The sequence below is a fragment of the Catenuloplanes indicus genome, assembly GCF_030813715.1.
GTDB classification, from domain to species: domain Bacteria; phylum Actinomycetota; class Actinomycetes; order Mycobacteriales; family Micromonosporaceae; genus Catenuloplanes; species Catenuloplanes indicus.
Window position 1 is genome coordinate 1 of record NZ_JAUSUZ010000001.1, and the last position, 13,535, is coordinate 13,535.

Below are 13,535 nucleotides of genomic sequence, written 5' to 3' on the forward strand. Positions count from 1 at the left end.
TCGGCGTCCTTGACCTCGACCTTCGTGACGGTCCACGTGGCCTGCACGGCGCCGGTGTCGACGGTGAGCGCCTGGCCCACCTTCACGGACTGCGGGGCCGCGGTCGTCGCGGCCGGCGCGGGCGCGGCGCCGGTGTCATCTGCGGTGATGTCGGCGGCTGACCCGCAGCCGAGCACGGCGAAGGCGACTGAGGCGAGCAGGGCGGCGGTGGTCTTCCGCATGACGGGTACTCCCGGGGTGGACTGCTACCGGACTGCAGCAGCCCCGCCGGGCAGTCCGGAGCCGGCGGGGCGCGCAGGAGGGAGTCCGGTAGCGGTACGGAGTTACGCGTGTCTGACCGACCGGCGGTAACCGGTGACCGAGTCGGCTAATCCGTTCCGGGTCGGCCGTAGGAGGCGACGATCTTGTGCCACCACGCGTCCACCGGCTGCGATGCGGCAGCCTCAGCCAGCCGCCGGCCGGTCTCGGTCTTGACGGCGGCGAGCATGGTGTCGATCCACGGCTGCACGAGCGTGTTCCCGGCCGCCTGGTAGGCACGGGCCTGGAGCAGGCACTCCAGCTTGTCGGCGTCCTTCGCGCACACCGCCTCGATGGTTTCCTTCGCCTCGAACTCGGCGACCAGGCCGCGGATGCGCGCGGCGAGGCCAGGCGGCAGCCCTGCCGTCTGGACGGCGGCGACGTCGTTGGGGTCCTGGAGTGTGACGTGCTGCTTCCCGACCGACGGCACATCCCCGGTGCGGGCCTCTGGCACGTCGTGGAACAGGCCCAGCGTGGCCGCCCGGTCCGCGTTCGCTCCCTCCAGCGTCGCGATGACGTAGGCGATGATCCCGACCCGGTAGGAGTGCTCGGCGACGGACTCCGGCTGCCGGATCCCGGCTAGCAGCCAGCCGGCCCGCGGCAGGTTCTTCAGGTGCCCGGCCTCGGCCAGGAACGCCACGGTGGCGTCGTCGGCGCTCATGCGACTTCCTCCCCTTCGATGATGTTCGGGTCGTCCAGGGCGTACAGCCGTCGAGCTGGCGATTCCCGGCGTGCCAGCCGTCGCTCAAAGAGCTGCTCGATCGTGGGCATTACTCCGCCGTTCGCGTCGACCTCGGCCTGAAGCTCGGCAGCAGCGTCGCGGGCTCCTTGGGCGCGCTTTGTGCCGGTTGACATCGGCCGTTCGGGTTCGGTTGCGGCCTTTGCCTGTTTGGTGGCCTGCCGGCAGAGGAAGCAGGGCTGCCAGCCGTCCCCAGGCATGGGTAGGTTCCCGCCGGGCTCGCCGTGCTCGCAGCGCGGCTGGGTTTCGCAGTGGGCGTTGTGGGCGGCGATGCGCTCCTCGCGGCTGGCCGGCCGGGTCTGCTCCTCGGCCTGCGCCCACCACGGGCCGTCGTGCGGGAACCGGCCGGGGCTCATCGTCGCGGTGTCGGCTGCGCAAAGGGGGAAGGCGGCGACGATGAGGGGCCAGGGCCGTCCCTCATCGGTAGCGCTTTTGATCGCGTCGAGGATCTTCCGCATGGTCCAGGCGGGCCGGATGCCGCGGATGGTCTTCGCTAGTTCTTGCTCCTTCGAAGATTCGATCTCCTCCTCCCACTCCCCGGGTTTGGGCGCGACGGTCGGCGTTGCCGCCGCCGGGCCTGAGGGGGTAGGGGGAGGTGAGGTAGTTCTTTGAGGAGATCTTTGAGGAAAAACCTGAGGGTTAGGGCCTACCAAATTGGTAGGCCTGTCCTTGCCGTTTTGGTAGGCCTGAGGCCCCCCATTTTGGTAGGCCTCAGGGGGGCCATTTTGGTAGGCCTGATCGACGGCAGGCCCCCCATTTTGGTAGGCCTCAGTAGCCGGTGCACCACGGAACGCGGCCAGGACGTCGCGAGCCGGGAACCGGAAGCGGGTCCGGACCCCGGTGCGCGAGAAGTACGGCCTACCGTCCTTACCGACACCGAGCGGCACCCGCAACTCGATCCACTTGCTGGCAATCCGGGCCAAGGTCACCCCGATCTTGTCCTCGCGGATGTCGGTTTTCTCGGCGAGCCAGTCGAAGCCGGGCCAGCCTTCACGGGCGGGGCCGTTGTCGTCGCTGTCGTCGCGGCAGTTGTCGGCCAGCTCCAGGACGAGGAGCCGCTCGTTTGCGGTCAGCACGCCGGGCGGGAGGAGGTCGCGCACCTCGCGGCGAAGCTTGAAGCCCACGGTCAGACCTCCCCGGTCGTGGAAATCCGGGGGAGCGTTACCGGTGCGCTGCCGCTACCCTTGGAGGAGCAGACGTAAGGGGCAGGCTTAGCCTGCTTCATGGTCACTCGCTTTCTGATCCTGGTTGCAAGCTCGGACTGCTGGTGAGTGGCAAGGCCCCGGACTGGTGTTGGCGCACCGGCCGGGGCCGACTTGTTTCTGCTGCTAGGCGCTCGTTTCCGGCTTCCACCGATAGCGCAGTTGCCACCGATTGCCCGGCTTAACGATCACCTCGGCGCTGATGACGGCGCCGTCGCTGTCGTGAACGACCCGGAACGTCCGGAGCATCGGTACGGCCTTCGACAGGCCGAACACCTCGAGTTCCTTCATCGTCGCTCCGCGGGTGGCGAGCAGGTCGTCGAATGCTGCTGGTGCTCGGCCCATCTCCGCAAGTACGGCCGGCGCCCCGCCCTTGATCCTCCGGGCCTCGGCGAGGCGAGTGCCGCGGCCGAGGTCGACGGGGAAGTAGATGTGGTCGTATTCGACGGGCGCACCGTCGAGGAGAAAGACCTGCTCGCGGCAGATGACCGGGTCGCCGAGCTGGATGCCGAACGCCGCCGCAACCTGGCCGGGCGCGGGCACCTCTCCGACACTGCGCAGGTCGATCGAGCGGGGGCGGCCTTCGGTGGCTGGCCGGGTGATCCACGGGTATGCCTCGCCGGCAAGCGGGACGCGTCCGTAGTCGGCCGGCTCGATGGTCTCGTGCGGGGTGGTGCGGACGAAGGTGCCGCTGCCACGGCGCCCTTCGAGGTAGCCCTCCTCTTTGAGGAGGTCGTAGGCGTTCTGGGCCGTCGACCGGCCAGTGTCGTACTGCTCGGCGATGGTCGGGATGGATGGTGCTTGCGAGCCGGGCGGCAGGTTGCCGTCCATGATCTGTGCACGGATCTCGGCGGCGATCTGTGCGCTGCGCTCGCGGTCGACTTTGGGCTTGGGCGGTGGAGTGGGGCTGTTCACCGGGTCACGCGGCCTGCATCTGGTAGCGCAGGTGCTGACCGTCAGACATGGTCATGGCCGCGTACTCGAAGGGTGTGCCGTCGGCGGTGAGGCTGAGCCGGGTCAGGACGAGGACGGGTGCGGTGGGCGTTAGGTGCAGGATGGCGGTCTCCTCTGCGGTGGGGTGACGTGCGGTGACGTCTTCGTGGATCTCGGCGGCGTGGTAGCCGAGCTGGTCGAGCAGGGTGACGGCGCCGCCAGGGATCTTGCCGGGTGTAGCGAGGGCGGTACCGTCGGCGATCGCGGTGGGGTAGTAGGAGTCGGCGATCTCGACGGGTCGTTCGTCGGCGAGGATGAGCCGCCGCCGGAGGACGACGGACGTGCCGGGTTCGACGCCAAGGGCGGCGGCGACGTCGGCGCGTGCAGGAACCGGTCCGGCGTGCAGGATGCGTTGGGTGCCGGTGCGGGACGTGGCCTGCGCCTGTTTGGCCCAGGCGTCTCCCTGTCCGGGTGTGAGGTAGATGGTGGAGTCGCTGGTCCACTTTTCGCTGGTCATGTCCCACCTCCTAGTGCTTGATCGCGGGTCGATCTAGCTGTTCGGAACATTACCGCCGACTCGGTCAGGTTTCTTCGGTGTCATCTGCCCGAGAGTGCTTGTGACTTTACCGTCACGGCGGTAACGTCCTCAGCATAGGTAAAGGAAAGCCCCACGTCGATCACAGTCCTGGCAGACCTCGACGCGGGGCACCCGCAACCCCCACGAAAGGGGCTACGCGTGCACGCTACCAAGCCGCGTACCGCACTCACCGTCACCGGCCGGACGTTCGCCCGTGAGGTGACCGCATGACCCGGCCCATCTACCCGCTGTCCGAGCTCGGCGAGCCGCACCCCGGCTGGTGCCACATCCGCCACAACGGCGAGGTCCCGCACCGCTCGCACCCGCGGGACGTCGACACCGAGCAGGGCCCGCTGTCCGTGTGGGTGTCCCTGCACGACGGCGACCCGGCCCCGACCGTGCACCTGCTGCCCCCGGGCAGCACGAAGCCGATCAACCTGACCGGCGCCGACGCCGTCCGGCTGGTCTCGTCGCTGACGTACCTGACGGACTCCCGCGCTGTCGACCCGCTGCCGGTCCGCCGCGCGCACGCCAACTCCTGACCCACGTCTCTCGCAGCCCATGTCGGCCGAGAGCCGCGGGCTGATTCCGCCGGAATCAAGGAGCTTCAGCATGTCCAACACCGTCACTGCGGGCCGCCCGGTCCCGCCGCCGTTCACCCCGCCGGCCTCCCCGTTCGCCGACGAGCTGCACCCCGACTGGTGCACCGCGACCGACGCCCGCGGCTGCGGTGTCTGCGGCGCCGCCCACGTCGAGATCGGCTCCACGTTCGACGACTACTCCAAGTCCGCGCAGATCGCCCCCGTCATGGACTCCGAGACCGGGAAGCCGGGCGTGGACATTACGCTCACCTCGGCTGTCGGCGAGACCAGCATCTACTTCACCCCGGACGAGGCCGAGAAGGTCGCCGCCGAGATCCTCGCCGCGGCCCGTACCGCCCGGCGCCCGGTGGCCCGTGCGACCCGGCCGGCGGTCACCCGATGAGCGCCCCGGCCGTTCTCGCCCAGACCGAGGCGCTGACCCCCGGCGACTACTCGTTCGCCGCCGCCTACGCCCTGACCGGTCACGCCCTGCCCGAGAACTTCGCGGGCGTCACCACGGTCGCCGCCGGCCAGTCCGGTGACGACGTCCGGGACGCGCTCACCGCCCGGTTCGCGGACGCGATGGGTGTCGACCCGGCCGACGTGACCCCGCTGGCCCTGCGGCTGCGGCGTACGGCGGTGACCCGATGAAGATCGTCGCCACGGTCACGCTGCAGGTCGGGGAGCGCGTCGAGACGTTCACCGCCGTCACGGACGCGCCGACCGGCCCGGACTTCTGGATCGACGCCCGCGTCACCCTGGACGCCGCGCACCTGCAGGCCACGAACTGGACGCACGACGAGCACCTCGCCGCGCACAAGGCGGCCCGCCGATGACCGCCCCCGCCCTGACCGCGCTCGCGACCGGCGACCACCAGCCGTGGTGCGTCGAGCACCACGGCACCACCTGCTACTCCGCGCCCGACCTCATCCCGAACGTGGACGGCGGGCACTTCGGGCAGCTGATCGTCGAGGCGCACGACGACGGGACGCTCCTCGCGTCCCTGGACGTCGGCATGGTCGCTCTCGACGAGACGGGTCTGCTGGACCTGGCCGCGAAGGCGACCGCTGCGGCGGCCCGGATCGCGCAGGCACGTCGATGAGCACCTGGAAGCCGATCGACCTGGAACTCGCCCACGCCCACAACCTGGAAGAGATCCTGAATTACGCCGCGACCCACGACATCGTCCTCACCCCGACCGGCGACGAGTTCGGCGGGATCGACGACCAGGGTTGGATCAACCTGGAGCACGTCCAGGACCTCGGCGACCTGCTGGAGAAGACCGGCCCGTGGTCGTGGCGGATCTCGGAGGCAGGCCGCCGCCGACTGGCCGTCGCGAACGGGTGGCGACCGTGAACGCCGCCGAACTGGCCGCCGCCGCAGAGGCTGACGTTCTGGCCGCGCTCGCCACGGCCGGTGACGTGCCGGTCCTGGTCGAGGCCGGGCACGTCTGGCACGGTGGCCGGCTGGTCGCGGACGAGGACGCGGCCCTGAACCTGATCGCCCGCGGCCAGGTCCGTGAGGTCGGTACCCAGCTGCAGCTGACCGCGGCCGGCCACAACGCCTACGCCTCCGGTGGTGTCGCGTGACCGGCGAGCAGCAGCCTGCCCCCGAGGCGGACCCGGGTATCGCCCGGCTCCGTGCGGAGCAGCGCGACCCGGCCCGGGTTGCCCGCCGGACCCCCGTGAACGAGCACCCGCGTGAGGAGCGGTCCCGGCGCTGACCGGCGGCTCTGGCCCTCTAACCCGCGTGCACGACGGCACGGGTGGAGGGCTGGGGCGGCCGGGCCAGACCGGGCCCGCCGAGACAAGGAGAACAGCATGGACGCGATCGTCACGATCACCGTCGAGGTCGACGGGAACAGCAAGACGTTCACCGCCAGCACCGCCACGGACGGCAGCCCGCACCGTGCCGCTGACAGCCTCCTGTCCGCCCTCCGCGGCGACGCGGGCGAGTGGGTGCGGGAGCGGAGCGAGGCCGCCCGCGGTCGGCCGGACCGGCTCGTCACCGCCCCGTTCCTGACCGGCCGGTGACCGGCATGGAGACACGCACCTTCGCTGACCTGACCGAGGCGGCGACGATCACCGTCCAGCCCGGAATCTACGACGCGTCGATGAACCTCGCCATCTTCCGGCGCGACGACGCCGTGGCACCCGACATGAGCTGGCTGAACAAGACCGTCCTCGTCGACACAACCCGGACTCTCGACCTACTGATCGCCGACCTGGGCAAGGACATGCTTGTCGAGTCTGGCTGCCCGAACCCGTACTCGTGGTCGGTGCACAGCGCGGCCGTGACGGGCCTGTTCGGTGGCGTGCTGACGCGGATGGAGCTGGCGGCATGACCCCGACCCGCCTGTCCGACGGCTTCACCCGCCGCGCCCCGCTCGCCGGCCGCCGCCGCAACATCGTCCCCGTGCCGTTCGGTCGGCGCCGGATCCGGCGCCGGCGCGTGGAGGTGGCCCGGTGAGCGCCGTAGACGCAGGCTCCGTCGAAGCCCTGCTGCTGGAGGCCGTCGGCCGGGGCGAGTTCACCGTCGACGCTGACAGCCCGACCTGGTTCCGGCGCAACGGCACCCAGGTCGAGTACGACCTGTACGCAAAGTTGAACAACCTGGGCTGCGACGGGTTCCTCGACTACGACGACGCCGACGGCGCCCCGGTCGAACTGACCGAGGCGGGCCGGGAGGTGCTCCGATGAGCCTGGTGTGGACGGCCTGGTTCTCGGGCGTGCTGACCGTGATGGTCGCGACCGGCCCGACGTCCCGCCGCGTGTACGAGTGCCACGACGGCACGTGGGTGCGGGTCACCGACGACCTGCACCCGACCCAGTCGAACACCTGGGAGGAGCACCGGATCGACCCGGTGCCGGCCGCGTCCGCCGTCGAGGTGACCCTGACCGCGCTGGCCGCTGAGGAGATGGCTCGGTGACCGCCGCCCTGACCCCGGAGGAAACCCAGCGGGCCGTCGCCGCCCGGGCGACCGAACTCGCCGCCGCCCGCGGCCAGTCGACGCGGGCGGCTCAGCTCGCGGAGGCATCCCGTCAGGCCGCCGCCCGGAACGAGCGGAACGGCCGATGACCGCCGCCGTCGACCTGACCGGCCCGGTCGAGGCCGCGCACGCCCGGGTCGAGCAGCAGCTGGCGAAGGCGGACACCAAGGCGGGGATCGTGTCCACGTCCGCGGTTGCCGCCGTCGCGGTGTTCGCCGCAGCCGCCGCTGCCACCCACGGCAGTGTCCGGGCCGGGCTCGTCACCGCCGCCGTGGGTGCGTTCGCCGCGCTCGGGGCGACGCTGTCCGCGCTGTGGCCGCGCCTCGGCGGGGACCACGGGTTCGTGCGGTGGGCGGGCATGGCCCCGGACGCGCTCGCGGCCGAGCTGGTCGAGTCGCCGCCGGTGGATGCCGCCGCGGTGGTGGGCCTGTCCCAGACGGCGTGGCGCAAGAACAGGGCGATCCAGGCCGCAATCGTGCTGCTGTTCGTGGCGCCGCTGGCCGGCGTGGTGACGGCGGTCGCGGTCTGAGCGGCGCCCAGAGCCCACCCGACGCGAGCCGGGTGGGCGTGGGGACCGGGCCAGCACACGGCCAGCCCGGAGATGAGGAGATCCACATGAACGTGAACAACATGCAGGAGCACCGCGACCTGGTAGCGCAAATTGTGAGTGAGTTCGGCATCCACCCGAGCTGGGTGGGGATCGATGCCGTCGGTGACCTGAAGATCGGCTGGGACGCCAGCGGCGGTAACGCCATCGTCGACACGAGGGTCGAGCGGTTCTCGGACGGCCTGTGGGGCGTGTTCCGGCACGAGCGCCTGAACCACGAGGCCGAGAGTTTCGAGACGGCGCTGCGCTGGGCTCTGAAGCCGCTGGCCGAGGAGGGCCTCTACAAGACCGGTCCGGTCGGCGCCTTCACGGTCGGCTAGGTCGGCGTCTGACGGCCCCCGCGACGCATCCCGGCGGGTGCGTCAAGGAGACCGCCAGAGCATCCGGCTCAGCGGAGACAAGGAGATCAGCATGAGTTTGACCGAGACGCAGTCCCGTCTCTACCAAGACGTGATCGGCGCCGCCGACGGCGACGACCACCGGGACGTCCTCGCCGGCATGGACGCGTCCCTGGACGACAAGGTGGCGGTCGCTGAGGAGCTGGGCGGCCCGGGTGCGGGCGAGGCGTACCGGCAGGAGGTCGGCCGGTGAGCAGCCCGGTGCAGATGTGGCCGGGCCTGGTCGAGCAGCCGCGCCCCGGCTACGGCTACCTGGTCACCGCCCCCGACCGTAAGTGGTGGGTGTCGGAGGTCGGGCAGCAGTGGGACGCGTGGCCGTGGCCGGAGTGCGAGGCGCCCGGGTTCGACGACCAGGCGTACATGTGGGAGCACCTGCGCGGCCGGGGCACGTTCACGGCCGTCGAGAAGATCACCGAGCTGATCGGGGACCCGCAGTGACGGACGCGTTCACGGCGGTCGTCGCCCAATTCCAGGAGTGCCCGGCCGGACGCCTGTGCTCCTGCCAGCACCCGGGCGGCGAGTACAGCTGTGTCCACTGCCGCTGCGACTGCCCGTTCCCGGACCCGTGCACGGGCGTGGAGTCCCCGGACGCCTGCCAGTGCTGCGGCCGGGACTTCTTCCACCGAGGTGAGCGGTGAGCGCCTACGCCAGCGACGACCGGGTGGTCGTGTTCGGCGGCGGTCACCTCGGCGTGTATCTGCCGCAGGACGACCGGAACGAACGTACCCCGTCCGGCGATGTCCGGCCGCGGACGGAGGGCTGGTTCGCGGCTTACGTGGCCGGCGAGCCGCAGGGTTCGTTCCGGTCGCTGGATGAGGCGGTGGAGTCGTTGATCGGCCCGCCGCGCACCACCGAGGTTCTGTAGTTCCGCGCGGGGAGCAGCGTCCACCTGCCAAGACGAGCGCTGCTCCCCACCACCAACCACCCCCCGAAGGAGGGGATCAGCATGCGACAGGATACGACCTGCAACCACCAGCCCTGCCACTCCTACTGCCCGCGGATCGGCCGTCTCGCCGCCGACGAGGGCCGCCCGCCCGTCCAGCGGACCGGTGTCGGCGCGCTCGCCTCGACCGACACGGTGACCACGTCCAACTCGACCAAGGCGGCGTGATGAAGACCGACTCCCGATCCGCGCACCGATGCCGGCCGCTGACCCGCAGGGCGCCCGGTGGTGATCCGCAGCCGCTCGTGATGCGCGAGTCGTCGATCGCCGCGCTCGCCCTGAACCCGCCGCCCCGCCACGACGTGCTCCTCGGCGCGGGCGGGGTCCTGACCGAGGTGACCGTGGCGGGTACGCCGGTCGCGTCCTGGAGGCTCGTATGACCGGCGCGCAGATGACCGGTGCTCAGATCGACAACGCCGTACACAGCCTCGAAGCCGCCGGCGTCCACACGGCGATCTCGGTCGAGTCGGGGACCGTCAAGGTCGCGGTGCTGTCTACCGTCTACGGCCGGGAGGCGACGATCCGGGTCCTCGCCGGGTTGCTGCCGGACGGGGTCGCGTTCGAGGTCGTCTCCTGGCCGAAGGGGGTGGCGTCGTGAGCCGCACCTGGGTGACCGCCGACGACGGTGTGACGCGACTGGTCGAGATCGTCGCCGACGACGCGATCGCCGGCTACCGGGCCCGCTGTACGACGCACGGCTGGCTGGACACGAACGGCGAGCACGGACTCAACCCGGTGATCGGGTACGCCGGGAACCACATCGACTACGACCACCGGGAGGTGGCGGCATGAGCGCCCCGGTGCTGGCGGAGCCGATCGAGTGCCTGTGCGCGGACCTGGCCGCCGCCGGCCTGCCCGTCACGTGTTGCGTGGAGGGCGGCCGGGTGTGGCTGACCCCGAACGGCCCGGTCGACACGGTGATCGAGGTGCGGGCGCTCGCGGTCGCGCTGCGTCGCGTGCCGGATCCGGTGTGGCGGGAGGCGAGCCGATGAGCGACGACCGGCCCGCAATCCGCTTCGTCAACTACATGTCGGACCGGGAGACGATGAACGCCCGGCTGATCATCGGCCCGTACGAGACGACTGCCGAGCGGGACGCCGACCTGGACCGCCTGTCCGGGCTGCCGCTCGGTGACGACTGCTTCTACGGCGGGCAGGAGTTCGACGCCGCGACGATGGCCGAGGCCAGCGACGGCTGGCATGACGAGACGGTCGAGCCCGCCCAGGTCGCGCACGCCACCACCATCCGCGGCTTCCACGCCGCGTTCGACGGCGTGCCCGAGGACGAGGAGGACGACGAGTGAGCGACCTGTTCTTCGACTGGATGTTCACGCGCCGGTTCGCCAAGCACGCCTACGACGACCGGTTCCTTCTCCACGACGGCACCCGGTACATCGTCTGTAACCTGTCCGACCGCGACCATCAATGCTGGGTCGCTGCGTGGACGGCCGACGGGCAGATGCCGCTGACACCACTCAACGTTCTCAGCGAGCAGCACGTGTGGGAGCGTCAGTATCGGCCCGCCGCGGAGATGATGGCGCTGTGGAACGGGATCTTCAAGCCGGGCGATGACCTGCCCGGGTGTGTGTTCACCGGCCGGTCCTGGGACGGGGTCGCTGTCCGGGACGTGTTTCGGGACTCGGGCTGGTCGACGGACGCCGTCCGCGGTGAGTTGGTCGCGCTGCTCGACGCTGTGGAGGCGTCGTGAGGCCGTCGCGGGAGCTCGACCACCTCATCTGGCCGCACTCCGACATCACGCACATCTGGCCGGACCTAAAGCCCGGCATGACGATCGGCTGGTGGGAGGGGCCCGACGGCCCCGACTACCTGAACGTCCTCGCCGTCCACCCGCCAAACCCGGACGACGAGGAGTGGGTGTACATCGACGCGGTCGAGGGCCGCTTCCGGCGCCTGCCCGGCGACATCTTCGAGGAGATCACACCGGAGATGGCGGACCTGATGGGTGTGATCGTCGTGGCCGAGTCGGCACGGCTGGCCGCGAACGGCGGTGCCTCGTGACCACCATCTACGAGGAGCCGCTGCTGGCCCTCCAGGACACCACGACCCGCGAGACGATGCAGATCGCCTGGGACGGCGACGGGCCCGCGCTCGGCCTGCACTTCGCGCTCAAGCCCGGCATCCGCTGGGTGACCGTCACCAGCGCGGTCGTCGACGACGAGAGCGGGCAGATCACCGTCACGGTCGACGGGGTCGAGTCGACCTGGACCCGCTACTTCCCGGCGACGTACCGGAGGGCGTTATGACCGCCGCGCACGAGGCGGAGCCGGCCGCCCAGACTGCGGAGGAGCTGCTGGCCGAGTTCGGGCGGGACGGCCTGGACGCGACCACAGAGCCGGTCCTGGATCAGATCGTGGCGGGGGAGTGGCCCGCCGGCGAGTAGAGCACGCACGTGAGAACGCCCCGCACGGCTTCGGCCGGCGGGGCGTTGCGCTGCCTGGGGTTCTACTCGCCGGCGAGGGCCGTGTTCGCGGCGGTCGCGAGGGCGAGTGCGGCGGTGCGGACCTGGGCGAGCTGGGCCGCGTTCAGGCCTGCCTGGCTGCCTGCGGCGAGCGCGGCGGTGAGGGCCTGCATCTGGCTGGCGAGGGCGGCTGCGGTCGGCTGGCTGGCCGGGGACGCCGGTGCGGCCGGTGCGGGGGTGGGGCTGTGGGGGGTGGGGAAGCCGAGCACCTGCGACAGGGTCGGGCCGGCGGCGGCGGTGGAGCGGAGCAGGGCGTACCTGGCGGCTGCGGACGCGGATGCGGGCATGGGGTGCCTCCTGGGGCTGGTGCGGGGGTTTGGGGGTTGCCCTCGCGGCGTGGCCTGCGGTGGGGCTGACACCAGCTTGCGGGCTGAGAAATTCGGGGTCAAGGTGGGCGAATGTGTTTCCCTGACTGGGTGACACGCGCTGCGCGTCCACTGTGGAGTCCGTGCCGGTTTGGGGGCGTGCGGACGCGGGAACGCCCCGCCGGCGGGGGCCGTGCGGGGCGTTCTGCTGTCCGGGATCAGGTGATCGGCTGGCCGGCGGCGAGCCGGGACAGATAGCCGATGACCTCGTCGGCGGTCAGCCCGTCCATGACGATGACGCCGCGGGCGGTGTCGGTGGCGGGTTCGTCGTCGGTCGGGTCGACCTCCAGCTCGTACAGCCAGATGCTGTGCGGGTCGGTGGTGACGTTCGCGCCGCGGCCGGACGGGAACTGGTAGTGGGCGTGGCCGGGCGCCGAATCGGTGATGAAGAAGTCCAGGTCGGCGAGGGTGGCCGTCATGCCGCCGCCAGCTGGAGCAGCTTCGCGGTCGCGTCGTCCTCGGACAGGCCGCGCATGCTGGGTCCGTCGGAGACGGCGATGCTCCAGGTGGTGCCGTTGAAGACGATGGACGCCTCGGTGCCGTCCGGGAACTGGTAGCGGGCGGAGTCATCGTTACGGCTGACGAGGTGCTGGTCGAGGCCGTCGCGCCACGGCAGGGTGTTGGTCGGTGCGGTCATGCGGGGCTCCTTGCGGGGGTGAGGGGTCCGCCGCCGTCCGGGGAAGAGAACGGCGGCGGCTGGCCGGTTGGCCACCGTGCCCGCCCGAGCAGGTGCGATCGGGCGGGCCGGAAGCACAGCGGTCAGTACCGGCGTTCGGCGTCGGGCCGGTTGAGGGTGTTGACCCCGTTGAGCGCGTCGTTCCAGGCGTCCTGCTCGCCGGCGGGAAGCGTGATCCCGGAGCCGAGCATCGCCGCGGTCTGGGCGAGGACGGCGAGGGTGTGCGCGGACTCGCGCAGGTGCGCGGCATACACGCCCGGGCCCTCGTTGCGGTGCTCGCGGTTGTAGACGTGCTGGCCGTTGAAGCGGTTGTAGACGCCGCTCCCGGCAGGGTTGTTCATCTGGGCGACCACCCGGTCGGCCTCGTAGAGGCGGCGGATCGATTCGGCGGCGAGTTCGGGGCCGGAGTAGAGGCGGACGGTCGTGTCTGTCACGTGCTCTCCTGCTGGTCGAGGTCCGGGCTGTCCGGCCTGCCACCGCCACAGCACCCGCCACATACGGGCGCGGATGCTGGACGGGGCCAGGCCGGGCTACCGGAACGTGACCGTGATCCCACGGGCCGCCCCGTAGTCGACGATCAACTTGGTGCGCTCCTCCCCGAGAACGAAGAAGCCGAGGTCGAGCGTCAGGCTGGTCGCGGTGTGTGCGGCCACGGTGACGAACGCGCGGACGTCGAGCGCAACCATCTCGGCGTGCTCGAATACGTCGGTGACGGTCGGGGTTCGGTCGGTGCTGTCCATGCTGGTGTCC

Annotated in this window: 38 protein-coding genes; 28 read left to right on the plus strand and 10 right to left on the minus strand. The window is 71.0% G+C overall.

The window, feature by feature from the left end; genetic code table 11:
- The 5 genes from J2S42_RS00005 to J2S42_RS00025 form a co-directional block, all read right to left on the minus strand.
- Positions 1-221, minus strand: a 221-nt coding sequence (locus tag J2S42_RS00005; RefSeq protein WP_307233875.1) for a hypothetical protein, incomplete at its 3' end; no start/stop codon positions are given.
- A 146-nt stretch (positions 222-367) separates the two neighbouring features.
- Complete coding sequence (locus tag J2S42_RS00010) at positions 368-958, minus strand: HD domain-containing protein (protein ID WP_307233876.1); 591 nt, start codon at positions 956-958, stop codon at positions 368-370.
- Positions 955-2,160 carry a hypothetical protein gene (locus J2S42_RS00015; RefSeq protein WP_307233878.1) on the minus strand — a complete coding sequence of 402 codons (1,206 nt, stop codon included), beginning with the start codon at positions 2,158-2,160 and terminating at the stop codon, positions 955-957. The genes J2S42_RS00010 and J2S42_RS00015 overlap by 4 nt, the downstream gene beginning before the upstream one ends.
- A gap of 204 nt (positions 2,161-2,364) precedes the next feature.
- The gene (locus J2S42_RS00020) at positions 2,365-3,153 is read right to left on the minus strand and encodes a GntR family transcriptional regulator (RefSeq protein WP_307233879.1); all 789 of its coding nucleotides are present in this window, start codon (positions 3,151-3,153) and stop codon (positions 2,365-2,367) included.
- A gap of 4 nt (positions 3,154-3,157) precedes the next feature.
- Positions 3,158-3,688 (minus strand): GntR family transcriptional regulator, encoded by a 531-nt coding sequence (locus tag J2S42_RS00025; protein ID WP_307233881.1) that lies wholly within the window; start codon positions 3,686-3,688, stop codon positions 3,158-3,160.
- 287 nt (positions 3,689-3,975) lie between these two features.
- Between J2S42_RS00025 and J2S42_RS00030 the strand changes: the two genes are divergently transcribed.
- The 28 genes from J2S42_RS00030 (at position 3,976) to J2S42_RS00165 (ending at position 11,666) form a co-directional block, all read left to right on the plus strand.
- Positions 3,976-4,290: a hypothetical protein gene (locus J2S42_RS00030; RefSeq protein ID WP_307233883.1), complete on the plus strand. Its 315-nt coding sequence runs from the start codon at positions 3,976-3,978 to the stop codon at positions 4,288-4,290.
- A 70-nt stretch (positions 4,291-4,360) separates the two neighbouring features.
- Complete coding sequence (locus J2S42_RS00035) at positions 4,361-4,732, plus strand: TroA family protein (RefSeq protein ID WP_307233885.1); 372 nt, start codon at positions 4,361-4,363, stop codon at positions 4,730-4,732.
- Positions 4,729-4,980, plus strand: a complete 252-nt coding sequence (locus tag J2S42_RS00040; RefSeq protein WP_307233887.1) for a hypothetical protein — start codon at positions 4,729-4,731, stop codon at positions 4,978-4,980. The genes J2S42_RS00035 and J2S42_RS00040 overlap by 4 nt, the downstream gene beginning before the upstream one ends.
- Positions 4,977-5,165 (plus strand): hypothetical protein, encoded by a 189-nt coding sequence (locus tag J2S42_RS00045; protein ID WP_307233889.1) that lies wholly within the window; start codon positions 4,977-4,979, stop codon positions 5,163-5,165. Before J2S42_RS00040 ends, J2S42_RS00045 begins: the two co-directional genes overlap by 4 nt.
- A complete protein-coding gene (locus J2S42_RS00050; RefSeq protein ID WP_307233891.1) occupies positions 5,162-5,431 on the plus strand; it encodes a hypothetical protein in 270 nt (89 codons plus the stop codon). Before J2S42_RS00045 ends, J2S42_RS00050 begins: the two co-directional genes overlap by 4 nt.
- A complete protein-coding gene (locus J2S42_RS00055; protein ID WP_307233893.1) occupies positions 5,428-5,685 on the plus strand; it encodes a hypothetical protein in 258 nt (85 codons plus the stop codon). Before J2S42_RS00050 ends, J2S42_RS00055 begins: the two co-directional genes overlap by 4 nt.
- On the plus strand, positions 5,682-5,918 hold the full coding sequence (locus tag J2S42_RS00060; RefSeq protein ID WP_307233895.1) for a hypothetical protein: 237 nt from the start codon (positions 5,682-5,684) through the stop codon (positions 5,916-5,918). The genes J2S42_RS00055 and J2S42_RS00060 overlap by 4 nt, the downstream gene beginning before the upstream one ends.
- Before the next feature lie 231 nt (positions 5,919-6,149).
- A complete protein-coding gene (locus tag J2S42_RS00065; protein WP_307233897.1) occupies positions 6,150-6,362 on the plus strand; it encodes a hypothetical protein in 213 nt (70 codons plus the stop codon).
- A 5-nt stretch (positions 6,363-6,367) separates the two neighbouring features.
- On the plus strand, positions 6,368-6,673 hold the full coding sequence (locus J2S42_RS00070) for a hypothetical protein (protein WP_307233899.1): 306 nt from the start codon (positions 6,368-6,370) through the stop codon (positions 6,671-6,673).
- Complete coding sequence (locus J2S42_RS00075; RefSeq protein WP_307233901.1) at positions 6,670-6,798, plus strand: hypothetical protein; 129 nt, start codon at positions 6,670-6,672, stop codon at positions 6,796-6,798. Before J2S42_RS00070 ends, J2S42_RS00075 begins: the two co-directional genes overlap by 4 nt.
- Complete coding sequence (locus J2S42_RS00080; RefSeq protein ID WP_307233903.1) at positions 6,795-7,028, plus strand: hypothetical protein; 234 nt, start codon at positions 6,795-6,797, stop codon at positions 7,026-7,028. The genes J2S42_RS00075 and J2S42_RS00080 overlap by 4 nt, the downstream gene beginning before the upstream one ends.
- Positions 7,025-7,258 (plus strand): hypothetical protein, encoded by a 234-nt coding sequence (locus tag J2S42_RS00085; protein WP_307233905.1) that lies wholly within the window; start codon positions 7,025-7,027, stop codon positions 7,256-7,258. Before J2S42_RS00080 ends, J2S42_RS00085 begins: the two co-directional genes overlap by 4 nt.
- A complete protein-coding gene (locus J2S42_RS00090) occupies positions 7,255-7,407 on the plus strand; it encodes a hypothetical protein (protein ID WP_307233907.1) in 153 nt (50 codons plus the stop codon). Before J2S42_RS00085 ends, J2S42_RS00090 begins: the two co-directional genes overlap by 4 nt.
- Positions 7,404-7,847 (plus strand): Pycsar system effector family protein, encoded by a 444-nt coding sequence (locus tag J2S42_RS00095; RefSeq protein ID WP_307233909.1) that lies wholly within the window; start codon positions 7,404-7,406, stop codon positions 7,845-7,847. The genes J2S42_RS00090 and J2S42_RS00095 overlap by 4 nt, the downstream gene beginning before the upstream one ends.
- 86 nt (positions 7,848-7,933) lie before the next feature.
- A complete protein-coding gene (locus J2S42_RS00100) occupies positions 7,934-8,245 on the plus strand; it encodes a hypothetical protein (protein WP_307233911.1) in 312 nt (103 codons plus the stop codon).
- Positions 8,246-8,336: 91 nt separating this feature from the next.
- Complete coding sequence (locus tag J2S42_RS00105; protein WP_307233914.1) at positions 8,337-8,516, plus strand: hypothetical protein; 180 nt, start codon at positions 8,337-8,339, stop codon at positions 8,514-8,516.
- Positions 8,513-8,761, plus strand: coding sequence for a hypothetical protein (locus J2S42_RS00110; protein WP_307233916.1), 249 nt, complete (start codon positions 8,513-8,515; stop codon positions 8,759-8,761). Before J2S42_RS00105 ends, J2S42_RS00110 begins: the two co-directional genes overlap by 4 nt.
- A gap of 196 nt (positions 8,762-8,957) precedes the next feature.
- Entirely contained in the window at positions 8,958-9,188 is a 231-nt protein-coding gene (locus J2S42_RS00115) for a hypothetical protein (protein WP_307233918.1), read from the plus strand.
- Between the two features lie 81 nt (positions 9,189-9,269).
- The gene (locus tag J2S42_RS00120; protein WP_307233920.1) at positions 9,270-9,434 is read left to right on the plus strand and encodes a hypothetical protein; all 165 of its coding nucleotides are present in this window, start codon (positions 9,270-9,272) and stop codon (positions 9,432-9,434) included.
- Complete coding sequence (locus J2S42_RS00125; protein WP_307233922.1) at positions 9,434-9,646, plus strand: hypothetical protein; 213 nt, start codon at positions 9,434-9,436, stop codon at positions 9,644-9,646. The genes J2S42_RS00120 and J2S42_RS00125 overlap by 1 nt, the downstream gene beginning before the upstream one ends.
- Positions 9,643-9,864: a hypothetical protein gene (locus tag J2S42_RS00130; protein ID WP_307233924.1), complete on the plus strand. Its 222-nt coding sequence runs from the start codon at positions 9,643-9,645 to the stop codon at positions 9,862-9,864. Before J2S42_RS00125 ends, J2S42_RS00130 begins: the two co-directional genes overlap by 4 nt.
- Positions 9,861-10,058: a hypothetical protein gene (locus tag J2S42_RS00135; RefSeq protein WP_307233926.1), complete on the plus strand. Its 198-nt coding sequence runs from the start codon at positions 9,861-9,863 to the stop codon at positions 10,056-10,058. Before J2S42_RS00130 ends, J2S42_RS00135 begins: the two co-directional genes overlap by 4 nt.
- Positions 10,055-10,258, plus strand: a complete 204-nt coding sequence (locus J2S42_RS00140; RefSeq protein ID WP_307233927.1) for a hypothetical protein — start codon at positions 10,055-10,057, stop codon at positions 10,256-10,258. The genes J2S42_RS00135 and J2S42_RS00140 overlap by 4 nt, the downstream gene beginning before the upstream one ends.
- Positions 10,255-10,569, plus strand: a complete 315-nt coding sequence (locus J2S42_RS00145) for a hypothetical protein (RefSeq protein ID WP_307233929.1) — start codon at positions 10,255-10,257, stop codon at positions 10,567-10,569. Before J2S42_RS00140 ends, J2S42_RS00145 begins: the two co-directional genes overlap by 4 nt.
- Positions 10,566-10,973 (plus strand): hypothetical protein, encoded by a 408-nt coding sequence (locus J2S42_RS00150; RefSeq protein WP_307233931.1) that lies wholly within the window; start codon positions 10,566-10,568, stop codon positions 10,971-10,973. Before J2S42_RS00145 ends, J2S42_RS00150 begins: the two co-directional genes overlap by 4 nt.
- Positions 10,970-11,284: a hypothetical protein gene (locus J2S42_RS00155; RefSeq protein WP_307233933.1), complete on the plus strand. Its 315-nt coding sequence runs from the start codon at positions 10,970-10,972 to the stop codon at positions 11,282-11,284. The genes J2S42_RS00150 and J2S42_RS00155 overlap by 4 nt, the downstream gene beginning before the upstream one ends.
- Positions 11,281-11,529: a hypothetical protein gene (locus J2S42_RS00160; protein ID WP_307233935.1), complete on the plus strand. Its 249-nt coding sequence runs from the start codon at positions 11,281-11,283 to the stop codon at positions 11,527-11,529. The genes J2S42_RS00155 and J2S42_RS00160 overlap by 4 nt, the downstream gene beginning before the upstream one ends.
- Entirely contained in the window at positions 11,526-11,666 is a 141-nt protein-coding gene (locus J2S42_RS00165) for a hypothetical protein (protein WP_307233937.1), read from the plus strand. The genes J2S42_RS00160 and J2S42_RS00165 overlap by 4 nt, the downstream gene beginning before the upstream one ends.
- 62 nt (positions 11,667-11,728) lie before the next feature.
- Here J2S42_RS00165 and J2S42_RS00170 read toward each other — a convergent pair whose 3' ends face one another.
- The 5 genes from J2S42_RS00170 to J2S42_RS00190 form a co-directional block, all read right to left on the minus strand.
- Entirely contained in the window at positions 11,729-12,031 is a 303-nt protein-coding gene (locus J2S42_RS00170; RefSeq protein WP_307233938.1) for a hypothetical protein, read from the minus strand.
- Between the two features lie 236 nt (positions 12,032-12,267).
- Positions 12,268-12,528, minus strand: a complete 261-nt coding sequence (locus J2S42_RS00175; RefSeq protein ID WP_307233940.1) for a hypothetical protein — start codon at positions 12,526-12,528, stop codon at positions 12,268-12,270.
- Positions 12,525-12,746, minus strand: a complete 222-nt coding sequence (locus tag J2S42_RS00180; RefSeq protein WP_307233942.1) for a hypothetical protein — start codon at positions 12,744-12,746, stop codon at positions 12,525-12,527. Before J2S42_RS00180 ends, J2S42_RS00175 begins: the two co-directional genes overlap by 4 nt.
- Before the next feature lie 122 nt (positions 12,747-12,868).
- Positions 12,869-13,219, minus strand: coding sequence for a hypothetical protein (locus tag J2S42_RS00185; RefSeq protein ID WP_307233944.1), 351 nt, complete (start codon positions 13,217-13,219; stop codon positions 12,869-12,871).
- A 96-nt stretch (positions 13,220-13,315) separates the two neighbouring features.
- A complete protein-coding gene (locus tag J2S42_RS00190) occupies positions 13,316-13,525 on the minus strand; it encodes a hypothetical protein (RefSeq protein ID WP_307233946.1) in 210 nt (69 codons plus the stop codon).
- Positions 13,526-13,535: the final 10 nt, after the last annotated feature.

What these genes read in the sequence shown, in the direction of transcription:
- J2S42_RS00170 (WP_307233938.1), bottom strand. Translation starts at nt 12,031, where the DNA reads ATGCCCGCATCCGCGTCCGCAGCCGCCAGGTACGCCCTGCTCCGCTCC.
- J2S42_RS00140 (WP_307233927.1), top strand. Translation starts at nt 10,055, where the DNA reads ATGAGCGCCCCGGTGCTGGCGGAGCCGATCGAGTGCCTGTGCGCGGAC.
- J2S42_RS00075 (WP_307233901.1), top strand. Translation starts at nt 6,670, where the DNA reads ATGACCCCGACCCGCCTGTCCGACGGCTTCACCCGCCGCGCCCCGCTC.
- J2S42_RS00035 (WP_307233885.1), top strand. Translation starts at nt 4,361, where the DNA reads ATGTCCAACACCGTCACTGCGGGCCGCCCGGTCCCGCCGCCGTTCACC.
- J2S42_RS00065 (WP_307233897.1), top strand. Translation starts at nt 6,150, where the DNA reads ATGGACGCGATCGTCACGATCACCGTCGAGGTCGACGGGAACAGCAAG.
- J2S42_RS00095 (WP_307233909.1), top strand. Translation starts at nt 7,404, where the DNA reads ATGACCGCCGCCGTCGACCTGACCGGCCCGGTCGAGGCCGCGCACGCC.
- J2S42_RS00010 (WP_307233876.1), bottom strand. Translation starts at nt 958, where the DNA reads ATGAGCGCCGACGACGCCACCGTGGCGTTCCTGGCCGAGGCCGGGCAC.
- J2S42_RS00125 (WP_307233922.1), top strand. Translation starts at nt 9,434, where the DNA reads ATGAAGACCGACTCCCGATCCGCGCACCGATGCCGGCCGCTGACCCGC.
- J2S42_RS00085 (WP_307233905.1), top strand. Translation starts at nt 7,025, where the DNA reads ATGAGCCTGGTGTGGACGGCCTGGTTCTCGGGCGTGCTGACCGTGATG.
- J2S42_RS00025 (WP_307233881.1), bottom strand. Translation starts at nt 3,688, where the DNA reads ATGACCAGCGAAAAGTGGACCAGCGACTCCACCATCTACCTCACACCC.
- J2S42_RS00045 (WP_307233889.1), top strand. Translation starts at nt 4,977, where the DNA reads ATGAAGATCGTCGCCACGGTCACGCTGCAGGTCGGGGAGCGCGTCGAG.
- J2S42_RS00180 (WP_307233942.1), bottom strand. Translation starts at nt 12,746, where the DNA reads ATGACCGCACCGACCAACACCCTGCCGTGGCGCGACGGCCTCGACCAG.
- J2S42_RS00175 (WP_307233940.1), bottom strand. Translation starts at nt 12,528, where the DNA reads ATGACGGCCACCCTCGCCGACCTGGACTTCTTCATCACCGATTCGGCG.
- J2S42_RS00105 (WP_307233914.1), top strand. Translation starts at nt 8,337, where the DNA reads ATGAGTTTGACCGAGACGCAGTCCCGTCTCTACCAAGACGTGATCGGC.
- J2S42_RS00130 (WP_307233924.1), top strand. Translation starts at nt 9,643, where the DNA reads ATGACCGGCGCGCAGATGACCGGTGCTCAGATCGACAACGCCGTACAC.
- J2S42_RS00100 (WP_307233911.1), top strand. Translation starts at nt 7,934, where the DNA reads ATGAACGTGAACAACATGCAGGAGCACCGCGACCTGGTAGCGCAAATT.
- J2S42_RS00070 (WP_307233899.1), top strand. Translation starts at nt 6,368, where the DNA reads ATGGAGACACGCACCTTCGCTGACCTGACCGAGGCGGCGACGATCACC.
- J2S42_RS00030 (WP_307233883.1), top strand. Translation starts at nt 3,976, where the DNA reads ATGACCCGGCCCATCTACCCGCTGTCCGAGCTCGGCGAGCCGCACCCC.
- J2S42_RS00055 (WP_307233893.1), top strand. Translation starts at nt 5,428, where the DNA reads ATGAGCACCTGGAAGCCGATCGACCTGGAACTCGCCCACGCCCACAAC.
- J2S42_RS00050 (WP_307233891.1), top strand. Translation starts at nt 5,162, where the DNA reads ATGACCGCCCCCGCCCTGACCGCGCTCGCGACCGGCGACCACCAGCCG.
- J2S42_RS00120 (WP_307233920.1), top strand. Translation starts at nt 9,270, where the DNA reads ATGCGACAGGATACGACCTGCAACCACCAGCCCTGCCACTCCTACTGC.
- J2S42_RS00190 (WP_307233946.1), bottom strand. Translation starts at nt 13,525, where the DNA reads ATGGACAGCACCGACCGAACCCCGACCGTCACCGACGTATTCGAGCAC.
- J2S42_RS00165 (WP_307233937.1), top strand. Translation starts at nt 11,526, where the DNA reads ATGACCGCCGCGCACGAGGCGGAGCCGGCCGCCCAGACTGCGGAGGAG.
- J2S42_RS00040 (WP_307233887.1), top strand. Translation starts at nt 4,729, where the DNA reads ATGAGCGCCCCGGCCGTTCTCGCCCAGACCGAGGCGCTGACCCCCGGC.
- J2S42_RS00145 (WP_307233929.1), top strand. Translation starts at nt 10,255, where the DNA reads ATGAGCGACGACCGGCCCGCAATCCGCTTCGTCAACTACATGTCGGAC.